Annotated in this window: 21 protein-coding genes; all 21 read left to right on the top strand. The window is 67.8% G+C overall.

The annotated features are described in order from the left end of the window. Positions 1–30 precede the first annotated feature (30 nt). The gene (gene rplB / locus FU260_RS19510) at positions 31–867 is read left to right on the top strand and encodes a 50S ribosomal protein L2 (RefSeq protein ID WP_147918561.1); all 837 of its coding nucleotides are present in this window, start codon (positions 31–33) and stop codon (positions 865–867) included. An 18-nt stretch (positions 868–885) separates the two neighbouring features. After that, a complete protein-coding gene (gene rpsS, locus FU260_RS19505) occupies positions 886–1167 on the top strand; it encodes a 30S ribosomal protein S19 (RefSeq protein WP_147918560.1) in 282 nt (93 codons plus the stop codon). A 44-nt stretch (positions 1168–1211) separates the two neighbouring features. Next, positions 1212–1580, top strand: a complete 369-nt coding sequence (gene rplV, locus FU260_RS19500; protein WP_147918559.1) for a 50S ribosomal protein L22 — start codon at positions 1212–1214, stop codon at positions 1578–1580. Next, positions 1580–2440, top strand: a complete 861-nt coding sequence (gene rpsC / locus FU260_RS19495; protein ID WP_147918558.1) for a 30S ribosomal protein S3 — start codon at positions 1580–1582, stop codon at positions 2438–2440. The genes rplV and rpsC overlap by 1 nt, the downstream gene beginning before the upstream one ends. A gap of 3 nt (positions 2441–2443) precedes the next feature. Further along, the gene (gene rplP, locus FU260_RS19490; RefSeq protein WP_147918557.1) at positions 2444–2863 is read left to right on the top strand and encodes a 50S ribosomal protein L16; all 420 of its coding nucleotides are present in this window, start codon (positions 2444–2446) and stop codon (positions 2861–2863) included. Further along, a complete protein-coding gene (rpmC, locus tag FU260_RS19485) occupies positions 2863–3105 on the top strand; it encodes a 50S ribosomal protein L29 (protein ID WP_147918556.1) in 243 nt (80 codons plus the stop codon). The genes rplP and rpmC overlap by 1 nt, the downstream gene beginning before the upstream one ends. Positions 3106–3119: 14 nt before the next feature. Beyond that, entirely contained in the window at positions 3120–3395 is a 276-nt protein-coding gene (gene rpsQ, locus FU260_RS19480) for a 30S ribosomal protein S17 (protein WP_147918555.1), read from the top strand. Positions 3396–3495: 100 nt separating this feature from the next. Beyond that, positions 3496–3864, top strand: coding sequence for a 50S ribosomal protein L14 (rplN, locus tag FU260_RS19475; protein ID WP_147918554.1), 369 nt, complete (start codon positions 3496–3498; stop codon positions 3862–3864). 2 nt (positions 3865–3866) lie between these two features. Further along, the gene (gene rplX, locus FU260_RS19470) at positions 3867–4208 is read left to right on the top strand and encodes a 50S ribosomal protein L24 (RefSeq protein ID WP_147918553.1); all 342 of its coding nucleotides are present in this window, start codon (positions 3867–3869) and stop codon (positions 4206–4208) included. After that, a complete protein-coding gene (rplE, locus tag FU260_RS19465; RefSeq protein ID WP_147918552.1) occupies positions 4208–4786 on the top strand; it encodes a 50S ribosomal protein L5 in 579 nt (192 codons plus the stop codon). The genes rplX and rplE overlap by 1 nt, the downstream gene beginning before the upstream one ends. Position 4787: 1 nt before the next feature. Continuing rightward, on the top strand, positions 4788–4973 hold the full coding sequence (locus FU260_RS19460; RefSeq protein ID WP_147918551.1) for a type Z 30S ribosomal protein S14: 186 nt from the start codon (positions 4788–4790) through the stop codon (positions 4971–4973). Positions 4974–5031: 58 nt separating this feature from the next. Beyond that, complete coding sequence (gene rpsH, locus FU260_RS19455; RefSeq protein WP_147918550.1) at positions 5032–5430, top strand: 30S ribosomal protein S8; 399 nt, start codon at positions 5032–5034, stop codon at positions 5428–5430. A gap of 26 nt (positions 5431–5456) precedes the next feature. Further along, positions 5457–5996 (top strand): 50S ribosomal protein L6, encoded by a 540-nt coding sequence (rplF, locus tag FU260_RS19450; RefSeq protein ID WP_147918549.1) that lies wholly within the window; start codon positions 5457–5459, stop codon positions 5994–5996. Between the two features lie 2 nt (positions 5997–5998). Beyond that, positions 5999–6370, top strand: coding sequence for a 50S ribosomal protein L18 (gene rplR, locus FU260_RS19445; protein WP_147918548.1), 372 nt, complete (start codon positions 5999–6001; stop codon positions 6368–6370). Positions 6371–6407: 37 nt separating this feature from the next. After that, entirely contained in the window at positions 6408–7076 is a 669-nt protein-coding gene (gene rpsE / locus FU260_RS19440; RefSeq protein ID WP_147918547.1) for a 30S ribosomal protein S5, read from the top strand. Then, the gene (gene rpmD / locus FU260_RS19435) at positions 7073–7255 is read left to right on the top strand and encodes a 50S ribosomal protein L30 (RefSeq protein WP_147918546.1); all 183 of its coding nucleotides are present in this window, start codon (positions 7073–7075) and stop codon (positions 7253–7255) included. The genes rpsE and rpmD overlap by 4 nt, the downstream gene beginning before the upstream one ends. A gap of 2 nt (positions 7256–7257) precedes the next feature. Next, positions 7258–7731 carry a 50S ribosomal protein L15 gene (rplO, locus tag FU260_RS19430; protein WP_147918545.1) on the top strand — a complete coding sequence of 158 codons (474 nt, stop codon included), beginning with the start codon at positions 7258–7260 and terminating at the stop codon, positions 7729–7731. Between the two features lie 188 nt (positions 7732–7919). After that, the gene (gene secY / locus FU260_RS19425; protein ID WP_147918544.1) at positions 7920–9218 is read left to right on the top strand and encodes a preprotein translocase subunit SecY; all 1299 of its coding nucleotides are present in this window, start codon (positions 7920–7922) and stop codon (positions 9216–9218) included. Continuing rightward, a complete protein-coding gene (locus FU260_RS19420) occupies positions 9215–9793 on the top strand; it encodes an adenylate kinase (protein WP_147918543.1) in 579 nt (192 codons plus the stop codon). The genes secY and FU260_RS19420 overlap by 4 nt, the downstream gene beginning before the upstream one ends. Further along, positions 9794–10612 carry a type I methionyl aminopeptidase gene (gene map, locus FU260_RS19415; RefSeq protein WP_147918542.1) on the top strand — a complete coding sequence of 273 codons (819 nt, stop codon included), beginning with the start codon at positions 9794–9796 and terminating at the stop codon, positions 10610–10612. It abuts the gene before it with no gap. A 215-nt stretch (positions 10613–10827) separates the two neighbouring features. Then, positions 10828–13263: a helix-turn-helix transcriptional regulator gene (locus FU260_RS19410; protein WP_147918541.1), complete on the top strand. Its 2436-nt coding sequence runs from the start codon at positions 10828–10830 to the stop codon at positions 13261–13263. The last annotated feature ends 51 nt before the right edge of the window (positions 13264–13314 follow it).

Here is a 13314-nt window from a genome sequence, read left to right as displayed (position 1 = left end):
GCCGCCGGAGAAGAGTGAGGATCGAATCTCATGGGAATCCGTAAGTACAAGCCGACGACGCCGGGCCGCCGTGGCTCTTCCGTCGCCGACTTCGTCGAGGTCACCCGTACGACGCCGGAGAAGTCGCTGGTCCGTCCGCTCACCAAGAGCGGGGGGCGCAACAGCGCCGGCCGGATCACCGCTCGGCACATCGGTGGCGGGCATAAGCGTGCGTACCGCGTGATCGACTTCCGTCGCCACGACAAGGACGGCGTGCCGGCCAAGGTCGCGCACATCGAGTACGACCCGAACCGCACCGCACGGATCGCGCTGCTGCACTACGCCGACGGGGAGAAGCGTTACATCCTCGCTCCGGTGCGGCTGAAGCAGGGCGACCGGGTGGAGAACGGCGCCGGGGCAGACATCAAGCCCGGTAACAACCTTCCGATGCGCAACATCCCGGTCGGTACCGTGATCCACGCCGTGGAGCTCAAGCCGGGTGGCGGGGCGAAGATCGCCCGTTCGGCTGGTGCCTCCGTGCAGTTGGTGGCGAAAGAGGGCCCGTACGCCCAGCTGCGGATGCCCTCGGGCGAGATCCGCAACGTGGACGCTCGCTGCCGCGCCAGCATCGGCGAGGTCGGCAACGCTGAGCAGTCCAACATCAGCTGGGGCAAGGCCGGCCGGATGCGTTGGAAGGGCAAGCGCCCGCACGTCCGTGGTGTGGTGATGAACCCGGTCGACCACCCGCACGGTGGTGGTGAGGGTAAGACGTCCGGTGGTCGCCACCCGGTGAGCCCGTGGGGCCAGCCGGAGGGTCGTACCCGCCGTCCGAACAAGCCGAGCGACAAGCTCATCGTGCGTCGTCGGCGCACCGGCAAGAAGCGCTGATAGGGAGAGGACCACGAGATGCCTCGCAGTTTGAAGAAGGGCCCCTTCGTCGACGACCACCTGCAGAAAAAGGTGGACGTTGCGAACGAGAAGGGCAGCAAGAACGTCATCAAGACCTGGTCCCGTCGGTCGGTTGTTACTCCCGACTTCCTGGGCCACACCTTCGCGGTGCACGACGGTCGCAAGCACGTCCCGGTGTTCGTCACCGAGTCGATGGTCGGCCACAAGCTCGGGGAGTTCGCCCCGACCCGCACGTTCCGTGGGCACGAGAAGGACGACCGCAAGGCACGTCGTCGCTGACCGAGCGAACAACTACCCGAACTGATCAAGAAGGCAGGACATCGATGGAAGCCAAGGCGCAGGCGCGATTTACTCGCGTCACGCCCCTCAAGGCCCGGCGCGTCGTGGACAACATCCGCGGCAAGCGGGCCGAGGAGGCCGTGACCGCGCTCCGGTTCGCCCCGCAGGCGGCGGCGGAGCCCGTCCGCAAGCTCGTGGAGAGTGCGCTGGCCAACGCCCGTGTGAAGGCGGAGCAGGCCTCGCAGCCGTTCAACCCCGGTGATCTCGTGATCACCGAGGCATTCGTAGACGAGGGTCCGACGCTGAAGCGGTTCCGCCCTCGGGCACAGGGCCGCGCGAACCAGATCCTCAAGCGCACCAGCCACATCACCGTGATCGTGGCCGAGCGTCAGACCAAGGGAGGGGCTCGCTGATGGGCCAGAAGGTCAACCCCACAGGGTTCCGGCTCGGCATCACGACCGATCACCGGTCCCGTTGGTTCGCTGACTCCACCAAGGAGGGTCAGCGGTACCGCGACTACGTCCGCGAGGACGTGAAGATCCGCAAGCTGATGGCCACCGGCCTGGAGCGTGCCGGCATCGCCAAGGTGGAGATCGAGCGCACCCGGGACCGGGTCCGCGTCGACCTGCACACCGCGCGTCCGGGCATCGTGATCGGCCGCCGCGGCGCCGAGGCCGACCGCCTGCGCGGCGAGCTGGAGAAGCTCACCGGTAAGCAGGTGCAGCTGAACATCCTCGAGGTGAAGAACCCCGAGATCGATGCGCAGCTGGTCGCCCAGGGCATCGCCGAGCAGCTCGCCTCGCGTGTCTCCTTCCGCCGCGCGATGCGCAAGGGCATGCAGTCCGCCCAGCGCGCCGGCGCCAAGGGCATCCGCGTGCAGGTCTCCGGCCGGCTCGGTGGAGCGGAGATGAGCCGCACCGAGTTCTACCGCGAAGGTCGGGTGCCGCTGCACACGCTGCGCGCCTACATCGACTACGGCTTCTTCGAGGCCCGCACCACCTTCGGCCGCATCGGCGTCAAGGTGTGGATCTACAAGGGCGACCAGACCGAGCGTGAGTTCGCCCGTGAGCAGGCCTCTGCTGCACCGCGCGCCCCGCGTGGCCGTGGCCGGGGGAACGACCGTGGCGGCGACCGCCGCGGTGGCGACCGCCGTGAGCCGCGCAGCGAGTCCCGCGGCGAGCAGTCCGGTGCCCCGGCAGCGGCAGCTACCGACGCACCCGCACCCACGTCCGCTGCGGCTGAGCCCGCAACCGGAACCGAGACGGAGGCCTGAGCCATGCTCATCCCCCGGCGCACCAAGCACCGCAAGCAGCACCACCCGAAGCGCAGCGGTATCGCCAAGGGCGGCACCACAGTCGCTTTCGGTGACTACGGCATCCAGGCGCTCGAGCGTGCCTACGTGACCAACCGGCAGATCGAGGCGGCCCGTATCGCCATGACCCGGCACATCAAGCGTGGCGGAAAGGTGTGGATCAACATCTTCCCGGACCGTCCGCTGACCAAGAAGCCGGCCGAGACCCGGATGGGTTCCGGTAAGGGCTCCCCCGAGTGGTGGGTAGCCAACGTCAAGCCCGGTCGAGTGATGTTCGAGCTCGGCGGTGTCGACGAAGAGCTGGCTCGGGAAGCGCTCCGGCGTGCCCAGCACAAGCTTCCCATGAAGACGCGTTTCATCTCTCGTGAGGGTGGTGACATCTGATGGCTATCGGGTCCAAGGACCTCATGCCTGCCGATTTGGACGGGATGGACAACGAGCGCCTGGCCGCTGAGCTGAAGAAGGCCAAGCAGGAGCTGTTCAACCTGCGGTTCTCCTCTGCCACCGGCCAGCTCGAGGATCACGGCCGGCTGAAGACCGTGCGGCGCGACATCGCCCGCATCTACACGATCCTGCGGGAGCGCGAGCTGCACATTCGCAGCGCGCCGACCGCCGAGGCGAAGTGAACGAGAAGGTAGCGATGAGCATCGAGAAGCCCGCCGCTGAGCGGAACATCCGCAAGGCCCGCCGCGGCTACGTGGTCAGCGACAAGATGGACAAGACCGTCGTGGTCGAGGTCGAGGACCGGGTCAAGCACCCGCTCTACGGCAAGGTTCTGCGACGCACCAACAAGGTCAAGGCGCACGACGAGACCAACGCCGTCGGCGTGGGCGACCTCGTGTCGATCATGGAGACTCGGCCGCTGTCAGCCACCAAGCGCTGGCGCATCGTCGAGGTCCTCGAAAAGGCCAAGTGATCCAGTCCACCCGCGTGGGTGGACCGGAGGAGAAGACAACCATCCGTTCGGCCAGGCTCGCTGAGAGGCGAGAACCGGCACGACGACAGGAGTAGATCGAATGATCCAGCAGGAGTCGCGACTGAAGGTCGCCGACAACACGGGCGCGAAGGAGATCCTTTGCGTGCGTGTGCTCGGCGGCTCCGGACGTCGCTACGCCGGCATTGGCGACACCATCGTCGCCACCGTGAAGGATGCGATCCCCGGCGGGAACGTGAAGAAGGGCGAGATCGTCAAGGCGGTCATCGTGCGCACCCGCAAGGAGCGCCGTCGTCCGGACGGTTCGTACATCCGGTTCGATGAGAACGCAGCCGTGATCCTGAAGAACGACGGCGAACCGCGCGGCACCCGCATCTTCGGCCCTGTCGGCCGTGAGCTGCGGGACAAGCGGTTCATGCGCATCGTCTCGCTCGCACCGGAGGTGCTGTAACCATGGCAAAGATCAAGAAGGGCGACCTGGTGGTCGTCATCGCCGGTCGCGACAAGGGGCAGCAGGGCCGGATTCTCGAGGTCCTCACCGACCGCGACCGAGTGATCGTCGAGGGTGTCCAGCGCGTCCAGCGGCACACCAAGGTGTCACAGAACCAGCGGGGCGGAAGCAGCGGCGGCATCGAGACCATCGAGGCATCCATCCACGTCAGCAACGTGATGCTGGTGGACCCCGAGACCAAGAAGGGCACCCGGGTCGGGTACCGCACCGAGGAAGTCGAGCGCGACGGACGCACCCGGAACACCCGGGTCCGCGTGGCCAAGCGCTCCGGTAAGGACGTGTGATGAGCACAGCAACCGAAACGAGTGCGCCCTCGGCCGCCCCGCGGCTGAAGGCGAAGTACCGCGAGGAGATCCTCCCCGCGCTGCGTGAGGAGTTCGGCTACACCAACGTGCACCAGGTGCCCGGTCTGGTCAAGATCGTGGTGAACATGGGCGTGGGGGACGCCGCTCGCGACTCCAAGCTGATCGAGGGCGCCGTGCGCGACCTCGCCGCGATCACCGGGCAGAAGCCCCTGGTGACCCGTGCGCGCAAGTCGATCGCGCAGTTCAAGCTGCGCGAGGGCCAGCCGATCGGTACCCACGCCACCCTGCGCGGGGACCGGATGTGGGAGTTCGCCGAACGTCTGCTCAGCTTCGCGCTGCCGCGGATCCGCGACTTCCGTGGTCTCTCGCCCAAGCAGTTCGACGGGAACGGGAACTACACCTTCGGCCTGACCGAGCAGTCGATGTTCCACGAGATCGACCAGGACAAGATCGACCGGGTCCGCGGGATGGACATCACCGTGGTGACCACGGCGACCAACGACGACGAGGGCCGTTCGCTGCTGCGCCGGCTCGGCTTCCCGTTCAAGGAGAACTGAGATGGCGAAGACCGCTCTGATCAACAAGGCCGCGCGTAAGCCGAAGTTCAAGGTCCGGAGCTACACCCGGTGCCAGAAGTGCGGCCGTCCGCACTCGGTCTACCGCAAGTTCGGCCTGTGCCGCGTCTGCCTGCGGGACATGGCCCTGGCGGGTCAGCTTCCCGGCGTGACCAAGAGCAGCTGGTAAATCGACTACGTCGCAGGTCCGATGAGGAAACCGCGACGAGGAAGGGCATGAGCCCGCAATGACAATGACAGACCCGATCGCCGACATGTTGACGCGCCTGCGCAACGCGAACTCGGCGTACCACGAGACGGTGACTATGCCGTACTCGAAGTTGAAGTCCCACATCGCAGAGATCCTCCAGGCCGAGGGGTACATCACCGGCTGGTCGGTTGCCGATGCTGAGGTGGGCAAGACGCTGCACCTGGACCTGAAGTTCGGCCCGAGCCGGGAGCGCTCGATCGCCGGAGTCCGTCGGGTGTCCAAGCCCGGACTGCGGGTGTACGCGAAGTCGACCAACCTGCCGAGGGTGCTTGGCGGCCTGGGCGTGGCGATCCTGTCCACGTCCTCCGGCCTGCTCACCGACCGGCAGGCAGCCAAGAAGGGCGTGGGTGGGGAAGTCCTCGCCTACGTCTGGTGATCGAGGGATCGAAAGGAGCCACACTCATGTCACGAATCGGCAAGATCCCGGTCGCCGTGCCCAGCGGCGTCGACGTCACCATCTCCGGTGCCACGGTGACCGTCAAGGGTCCCAAGGGGACCCTCGAGCACGTCGTCCCGGCACCGATCACCGTCGTCCGCGACGACGACGGCGCCATCGTGGTCAACCGTCCGGACGAGGCCCGCGAGTCGCGGGCCCTGCACGGGCTGACCCGCACGCTGTTGTCCAATCTGGTCCAGGGTGTCACCCAGGGCTACGAGAAGAAGCTCGAGATCGTCGGCACCGGTTACCGGGTGCTGGCCAAGGGGTCGAACCTGGAGTTCGCCCTCGGCTTCTCCCACCCGGTGTCGGTGACCGCTCCGGAGGGCATCACCTTCGCAGTGGAGTCGGCCACGAAGTTCTCCGTCTCCGGCATCGACAAGCAGCAGGTCGGCGAGGTCGCTGCCAATATTCGCAAGATCCGCAAGCCGGAGCCGTACAAGGGCAAGGGTGTGCGGTACGCGGGCGAGCAGGTCCGCCGCAAGGTCGGAAAGGCTGGTAAGTAGCCATGGCTGTTTCCATCAAGGGAACCGGGAAGCGCAACGCGCGGTCCCGCCGTCACCTCCGCGTACGCAAGCGGATCACCGGCACTGCCACCCGCCCGCGCCTGGTGGTCAACCGCTCCGCGCGGCACATCGTGGCGCAGGTGATCGACGACACCACCGGCACCACCCTGGCCTCGGCTTCCACGCTGGAGGCGGATCTGCGCAGCGCCGAGGCGGACAAGACCGCCAAGGCACGCCAGGTCGGCGAGCTGGTCGCCGAGCGCGCGAAGGCCAAGGGCCTGGAGGTCGTGGTGTTCGACCGCGGGGGCAACAAGTACCACGGACGTGTGGCCGCAGTGGCCGACGGCGCCCGCGAGGGAGGGCTGTCCCTGTGACCGGAGTCCAGCAGACCAACGAACAAAGGATCGCATGATGGCTGCACCGCAGCGCACCAGCGCGACGTCCGGCGGCGGCGAGCGCAGCAACGATCGTCGCGACCGCCGTGGCGGCGACAACCGCCGGGACAACCGTCGCGACAACGACCGCAACACCTACGTCGAGCGCGTGGTCACGATCAACCGCGTGTCGAAGGTGGTCAAGGGTGGCCGCCGGTTCTCCTTCACCGCCCTCGTGGTGGTCGGCGACGGTGAGGGCACCGTCGGCGTCGGCTACGGCAAGGCCAAGGAAGTACCCGCGGCCATCGCTAAGGGCGTGGAAGAGGCGAAGAAGAACTTCTTCAAGGTTCCGATGATCCGCAAGACCATCCCGCACCGGGTGCAGGGCGAGGACGCTGCCGGCGTCGTGCTGCTGCGTCCGGCGTCCCCGGGTACCGGTGTTATCGCCGGTGGTCCGGTGCGTGCGGTGCTGGACTGCGCGGGAATCCACGACGTGCTGAGCAAGTCTCTCGGCTCGGAGAACGCGATCAACATCGTGCACGCCACGGTGGCCGCCCTGAAGGGGCTGGAGCAGCCGGAGGCTGTGGCTGCCCGTCGCGGGCTGCCGCTGGACCACGTGGCTCCGGCAGCCCTGCTGCGCGCGCAGGCCGAGGGTCGCGCCGAAGCAGCGGAGAAGACGGAGCAGAAGACGGGGGCGGCCTCATGAGCGAGCTCAAGGTCACCCAGAAGAAGTCCGCCATCGGCGGCAAGCAGAACCAGCGCGACACGCTGCGTTCGCTCGGGCTGAAGCGTATTGGCGACACTGTCGTCAAGGAGGACCGGCCCGAGATTCGCGGCATGGTCACCACGGTGGCGCACCTCGTCACCGTCGAGGAGGTCGACTGAACATGGCTGAGCAGGAGAAGGACACCGACGGGCTGAGCCCGTTGAAGGTGCACCATCTGCGCCCGGCACCCGGCGCTCGTACCGCGAAGACCCGTGTGGGTCGCGGTGAGGGATCCAAGGGTAAGACAGCCGGTCGCGGTACCAAGGGCACCAAGGCCCGGTACCAGGTGCCCGCCCGGTTCGAGGGTGGCCAGACGCCGCTGCACATGCGGCTGCCCAAGCTGCGCGGTTTCAAGAACAAGTTCCGCACCGAGTACCAGGTGGTGAACCTGGACAAGCTCACCGCGCTCTACCCCGAGGGTGGCGACGTCACCGTGGCGGACCTGGTGGACAAGGGTGCGGTTCGCGCCGGACACCCCGTCAAGGTGCTCGGCACCGGCGACGTGAGCGTCAAGCTCTCCCTGGCGGTGGACGCAGTGTCCGCCTCGGCCAAGGAGAAGGTGCTCGCGGCCGGCGGCAGCGTCGAGCAGGCCTGATCCAGGCCAGCAGTGCACGGGCGGCGGTGCGGGTTCGATGACCCGCACCGCCGCTGGCATATCGGGCGTCGGCGCCGACGCCATCGCCTGATGCCGTACCGTAAGCACTCGTACTGACTTCTTCGCCGGGGCTCCTCCGTGGTGGCTCCCGGCACACACCGTCCCGTGAAACCCTCTCTGGAGGACCATTGCTCAGCGCATTCGCCCGCGCGTTCCGTACGCCGGATCTGCGGCGGAAGCTGCTCTTCACGCTCGCGATCATGGCGGTCTTCCGTCTCGGGTCCTTCGTGCCGACGCCGGGTATCGACTACACCAACGTGCAGACCTGTGCGGCTCCGATGGGGGAGGACACCTCCGCGCTGGCGCTGGTGAACCTGTTCAGTGGCGGTGCCCTGCTCCAGCTGTCCGTCTTCGCCCTCGGGGTGATGCCGTACATCACCGCCAGCATCATCGTGCAGCTGCTGCGGGTCGTGATCCCCCGCTTCGAAGAGCTGCACAAGGAGGGTCAGTCCGGCACGGCCGTGCTGACCCAGTACACCCGGTACCTGACCATCGGGCTGGCGATCCTGCAGGCCACCACGATCATCACGGTCGCGAACTCTGGCAACCTGTACCCCGGCTGCAACGTGCCGATCATCCCGGACGACTCGATCAAGACGCTGCTGCTGATGATCCTCACCATGACCGCCGGAACCGGTCTGATCATGTGGATGGGTGAGCTGATCACCGAGCGCGGTGTCGGCAACGGTATGTCCCTGCTGATCTTCACCTCGATCGCGGCCAGCTTCCCTTCCGCCCTCGGGCAGATCAACGCCGCCGAGAACGGTCTGGTCAAGCTGATCATCTTCATCCTCATCTCCCTGGTGGTGATCGGGCTGATCGTGTTCGTGGAGCAGTCCCAGCGCCGGGTGCCGGTGCAGTACGCCAAGCGGATGGTCGGCCGCCGGATGTACGGCGGATCCAGCACCTACATCCCGATCAAGATCAACATGTCCGGTGTGATCCCGGTGATCTTCGCCTCCTCGCTGCTGGCGCTGCCGATGCTGGCCGCCCAGTTCGGGGACCAGTCCGAGGGCTGGGTGCAGTGGATCGCCGCGAACATCTCCAACCCGGGGCAGAACATCTACATCGCGATCTACGTGCTGCTGATCATCTTCTTCGCGTTCTTCTACACCTCGATCACGTTCAACCCGGACGAGGTCGCGGACAACATGAAGCGCTACGGCGGATTCATCCCCGGCATCCGCGCCGGCCGGCCCACGGCCGAGTACCTGCAGCACGTGATCACCCGCGTGACCACCGCCGGTGCGCTGTACCTCGCGATCGTCGCGATGATCCCGACCATCGCCTTCAAGATCATGGGTGTGTCCACCTCGATCCCGTTCGGCGGCACCTCGCTGCTGATCCTGGTCAGCGTCGGGCTGGACACGATCAAGCAGATCGACTCCCAGCTGCAGCAACGTCACTATGAAGGGTTCCTGCGATGAGCACCCGTCTGATCCTCCTTGGCCCGCCCGGAGCAGGTAAGGGGACCCAGGCCGCCCGTCTGGCCACCCGGCTCGGCGTCCCGGCGATCTCCACCGGCGACATCTTCCGCGCCAACGTCTCGGAGGGAACCGAGCTGGGCCAGCTGGCACAGAAGTACATGAACGCCGGGGAGTACGTCCCGGACGAGGTGACCAACCAGATGGTCGCCGCCCGGCTGGCCGAGCCGGACGCCGCCGACGGGTTCCTGCTCGACGGCTACCCGCGCACTGAGGCGCAGGTCAGCGAGCTGGACTCGATCCTGACGGGCAACGGCCACGAGCTCACCCATGTGGTGGAGCTGACCGCGGACACCGACGAGGTGGTCGCCCGGCTGTTGAACCGGGCCGAGGAGCAGGGCCGCGCCGACGACACCGAGTCGGTGATCCGCCGCCGGCTGGACGTGTACGTCGAGCAGACCGCGCCACTGGTGCGCATCTACGCGGGCCGCGGTCTGCTGGTGCAGGTGGACGGGATGGGAGACGTGGACGAGGTCACCGCGCGCCTTGCTGACGCTCTGGGCTCCTCGGCCGGCTAGATGTTCGGCCGGGGGATCGAGTACAAGCAGCCCGACCAGATCCGCCGGATGCGCACGGCCGGGCTGGTAGTGGCCGATATCCACGACGCTGTCCGCGCCGCGATCGCCTCCGGAGTCACCACCGGTGAGCTGGATGCCGTCGCCCGGGACGTGTTGGCGGGCGCCGGGGCCACGTCGAACTTCCTCGGCTATCACGGGTTCCCCGGAGTGCTCTGCGTATCGGTGAACTCCGAGATCGTGCACGGCATCCCCGGTGACCAGGTGATCCGGGCCGGGGACGTGGTTTCCGTCGATGCCGGCGCCGTGGTCGACGGGTGGCACGGGGACGCGGCGTTCTCCGTGGTGGTGCCTGGTGACGAGGCGCAGGTCGACCCGGCCGACGAGCAGCTGGTCGCGACCACGGAGGCCGCGATGTGGGCCGGTATCGCTGCGCTCGACGGTGGCGGCCGCCTCGGCGATGTCGGTGCCGCCGTGGAGGATGCCGCTGGTGACTACGGGATCGTGCGGGAGTACACCGGCCACGGCATCGGTACCGCGATGCACCAGCCACCGGACGTGTTCAACTACGCACGCAGGCCGCGTGGGCCGTCGATCCGGCCAGGGCTGTGCGTGGCGGTGGAACCGATGCTCACCCGCGGCGATGAAGCCACCCGGCTGCTCGAGGACGACTGGACCGTGGTCAGTGCGGACGGCTCCCGAGCCGCGCACGTGGAGCACACTGTGGCCGTGCACGACGGCGGGCTCTGGGTGCTCACAGCACGCGACGGGGGAGCAGCGGAGCTGGCGGCACGCGGTGTGCAGGTGGTACCGCTGGCCTGAGGCGGTGCGGACCGATACCCGGTTTCCTAGCAGCGGACGACGCTGGGGAGTAGTCTCGAAGGTGATCGGGTCAGTGCGCCATGCTGTGGTGGTCGCGTGAGTGAAGGGCAGTCAGCCATTCCTGGTGTCGTCATGCCGAGTTGGGTTGCGCCTGTTGCCGCAGTGCAGCAGGCGCGCATGCGTGGGGTCTGACGATGAAGAGTTCACTGCGATCTGTGTCCGGTCTTCCCCGGATCCCGTTGGAGAGCGGGATCGCCGATGACCTGGTGAAGGCGCTCGCCCGGCTGCATCCGTTGAGCATCCTGCGCGGCCCGCGCGGCTATGGCAAGACTTCCGCGGTGGTGACCTGGCTGCGCCAGGCCGAGGACCTGCCCGAGGTTGTCTACACCACGCTCACCACCGAGTCGAACGAACGAGAAGGGTTCTGGGCCCAGCTGCGAGACGCCTTGGCGAGAGCGGGTGGCCAGCTGGACCCTGCGCCGTCGGCGGCTGACGACGACGAGCGGGTGGTGACGACCTGGTTGGCGCAGCGGCGCGAACCGCTGTTGGTGATCATCGATGACTACCACGAGGCCGGGTTGCGGCATGGGGCGGCGAGCATCGACGACACCCTGGTGGACCTGGTCCGGCAGAACGACCAGCTCTACCTGGCTGCGGCCGGGCGGACGCTGCGCGCGCTGGAGACCGTCGGGTCGCTCTCGGTGGACACCTTGGTGATCGGCCCGGACGAGCTGCGGCTCACCGGCGACATGGTGTACGCGCTCGCGACCCGCACCGGGGTGCAGCTGACCCACGACCGGGCGGAGCAGATCGTCGTCGACCTGGGCGGATGGCCCTCGGCGATCCGGGCTGGCCTGCAACGGGCAGCAGCCAGCGGCGGCCGGGACACGGCCGAGGTCACCTTTGCCGACAACTACATCGGCGCGATGGTGCGGGACCTGCGGTTCGAGAACGTGCGCGCGTTCCTGCTCCGGACCGCGATCCCGGAACAGTTCGACATCGAGACCGCGCGAATGATCGCCCCCGAGGGGAACACGGTCCGGATGCTGCGCAACATCCGCGCCGCCGGACTGCTCGCCGAGCGCCGCACCGTGGACGGCCCGTCCTACTCCTACCCGCCGGCGATCCGTGCGGCGCTGATCCGGGTGATGCGCGAGTCCCGCCCCGAGGTGGAGCACGAGGTCCACCTGGAGCTGATGCGGCTGGCGACCAGCCGGCACGATCCCGCCGAGGCGCTGGTGCACGCCGTGCACGCCGGGGAGTGGACCGCGGCACTGGACGTGATCGAGAGCGACTGGGGCATGCTGCTGACCACTGCGCCACGGGCGCTGGTGCAGGCCGCGCAGATGTTCCCTGCGCCGATGGTCGCCGAGAACGTGCGCCTGCGGGTGGCCACCCGGTATCTGTCCGAGGTGGCCGGTCCGGTCGGCAAACCCGTCTGGTCAGGGGCGGAGTCGGCTAGCTTCAACGCCGAGATCGCCATGCACCGCACCGAGCTGGTCGATGCCGGGGACGACGAGCTCCTGCTGTTGATGCAGTGGGGCGCCACCTGCCTGCTGATGGGTGATCTGGATACGGCGATGTACGCCTTCTCCCAGGCGCGAGCATGGGCGATGATGACCGACGGCGAGACCGAGAGCTACCTCGGCGCCGCCGGTCTCGCGCTGGTGCACGCGCTACAGGGTGAGCCGGACCAGGCATTGCGCTGGCTGGACGAACCCGGGGTGGCTGACTGGCTGGAGCGAGTGCAACAGGACGGCACCGTAGACGCGATGGCCCTGCTCGCGCTCTCCGCGCGTGCCCTCGCTCTGGTGGATGCCGCCCACCCGGAGGCCGATGCCGCCGTGGAGGTGCTTGCCGAGTCGCGGCACCGGGACGAGCTGTGGGCGTTGTCGGTGTTCATCCGTGCCCTGCACGTGATGCGGGTGGGCAGCAGCGAGGAGGTGGTCCGGCAGGCGAACGTGGTCCGCTCGGCGTTGCGGTACATCCGCCGCGGCTCGTTGATGGAAGCCCTGCTCACCGCGACGTTGGTCGAGGTACTGATCGAGGGCGGCATGCTGATGGTCGCGCAGGAGGTGACCGAGTCGATGGAGCACCGCGGCTTCACCTGGAACGCGATCGCCCGGTTGCGGCTGGCCCAGGAGAGCTACCCGGAGGCGATCGAAGCGGCCCGGACCGCCATCCACAGCAGCGCGGCGTCCGGGCGGTACCTGCTTGCTGCTCACGGGGTGATCGCCAGTGCCGAGCTCCGGTCGGGGCGGTTCGCGCAGGCGCGGGAGGCATTCCGGGCAGCGATCACCCGGGCCCGGCAGACCGGTCAGCGCCGAGGGCTCGCCCTGATGCACCGATATGCGTTCACCGCACTCGCCGGCGGCGACGAGTCGATCCTGTCCCTGTGGCCCGACCACCTGCCCACCTCCGAGGTCGCCGAGGAGGTCGACGACGACATCCCGATGGTCACCCTCACGGTGCGGGAGGCCCAGGTGCTGCACGCGCTGGAGGAGCACGCCGGGCCGGTCGGGATCGCACATGCGCTCGGTCTGTCCGTGAACACGGTGAAGACGCACATGCGTGCCGTGTATCGAAAGCTGGACGTCTCGAACCGAAACCAGGCCTTGGCGAAGGTCGGGCGTATAATGATCCATACCTGACGGCGGGTCAACGCGACGCGCCTCAGGCCCAGCGGTGTTGCTGAGGAGAGG

This window comes from Ruania zhangjianzhongii (assembly GCF_008000995.1).
In the GTDB taxonomy this organism is placed as follows: domain Bacteria; phylum Actinomycetota; class Actinomycetes; order Actinomycetales; family Beutenbergiaceae; genus Ruania; species Ruania zhangjianzhongii.
The sequence above is the reverse complement of the archived record's forward strand: the minus strand, read 5'-3'. Positions and strand labels throughout refer to the sequence as shown.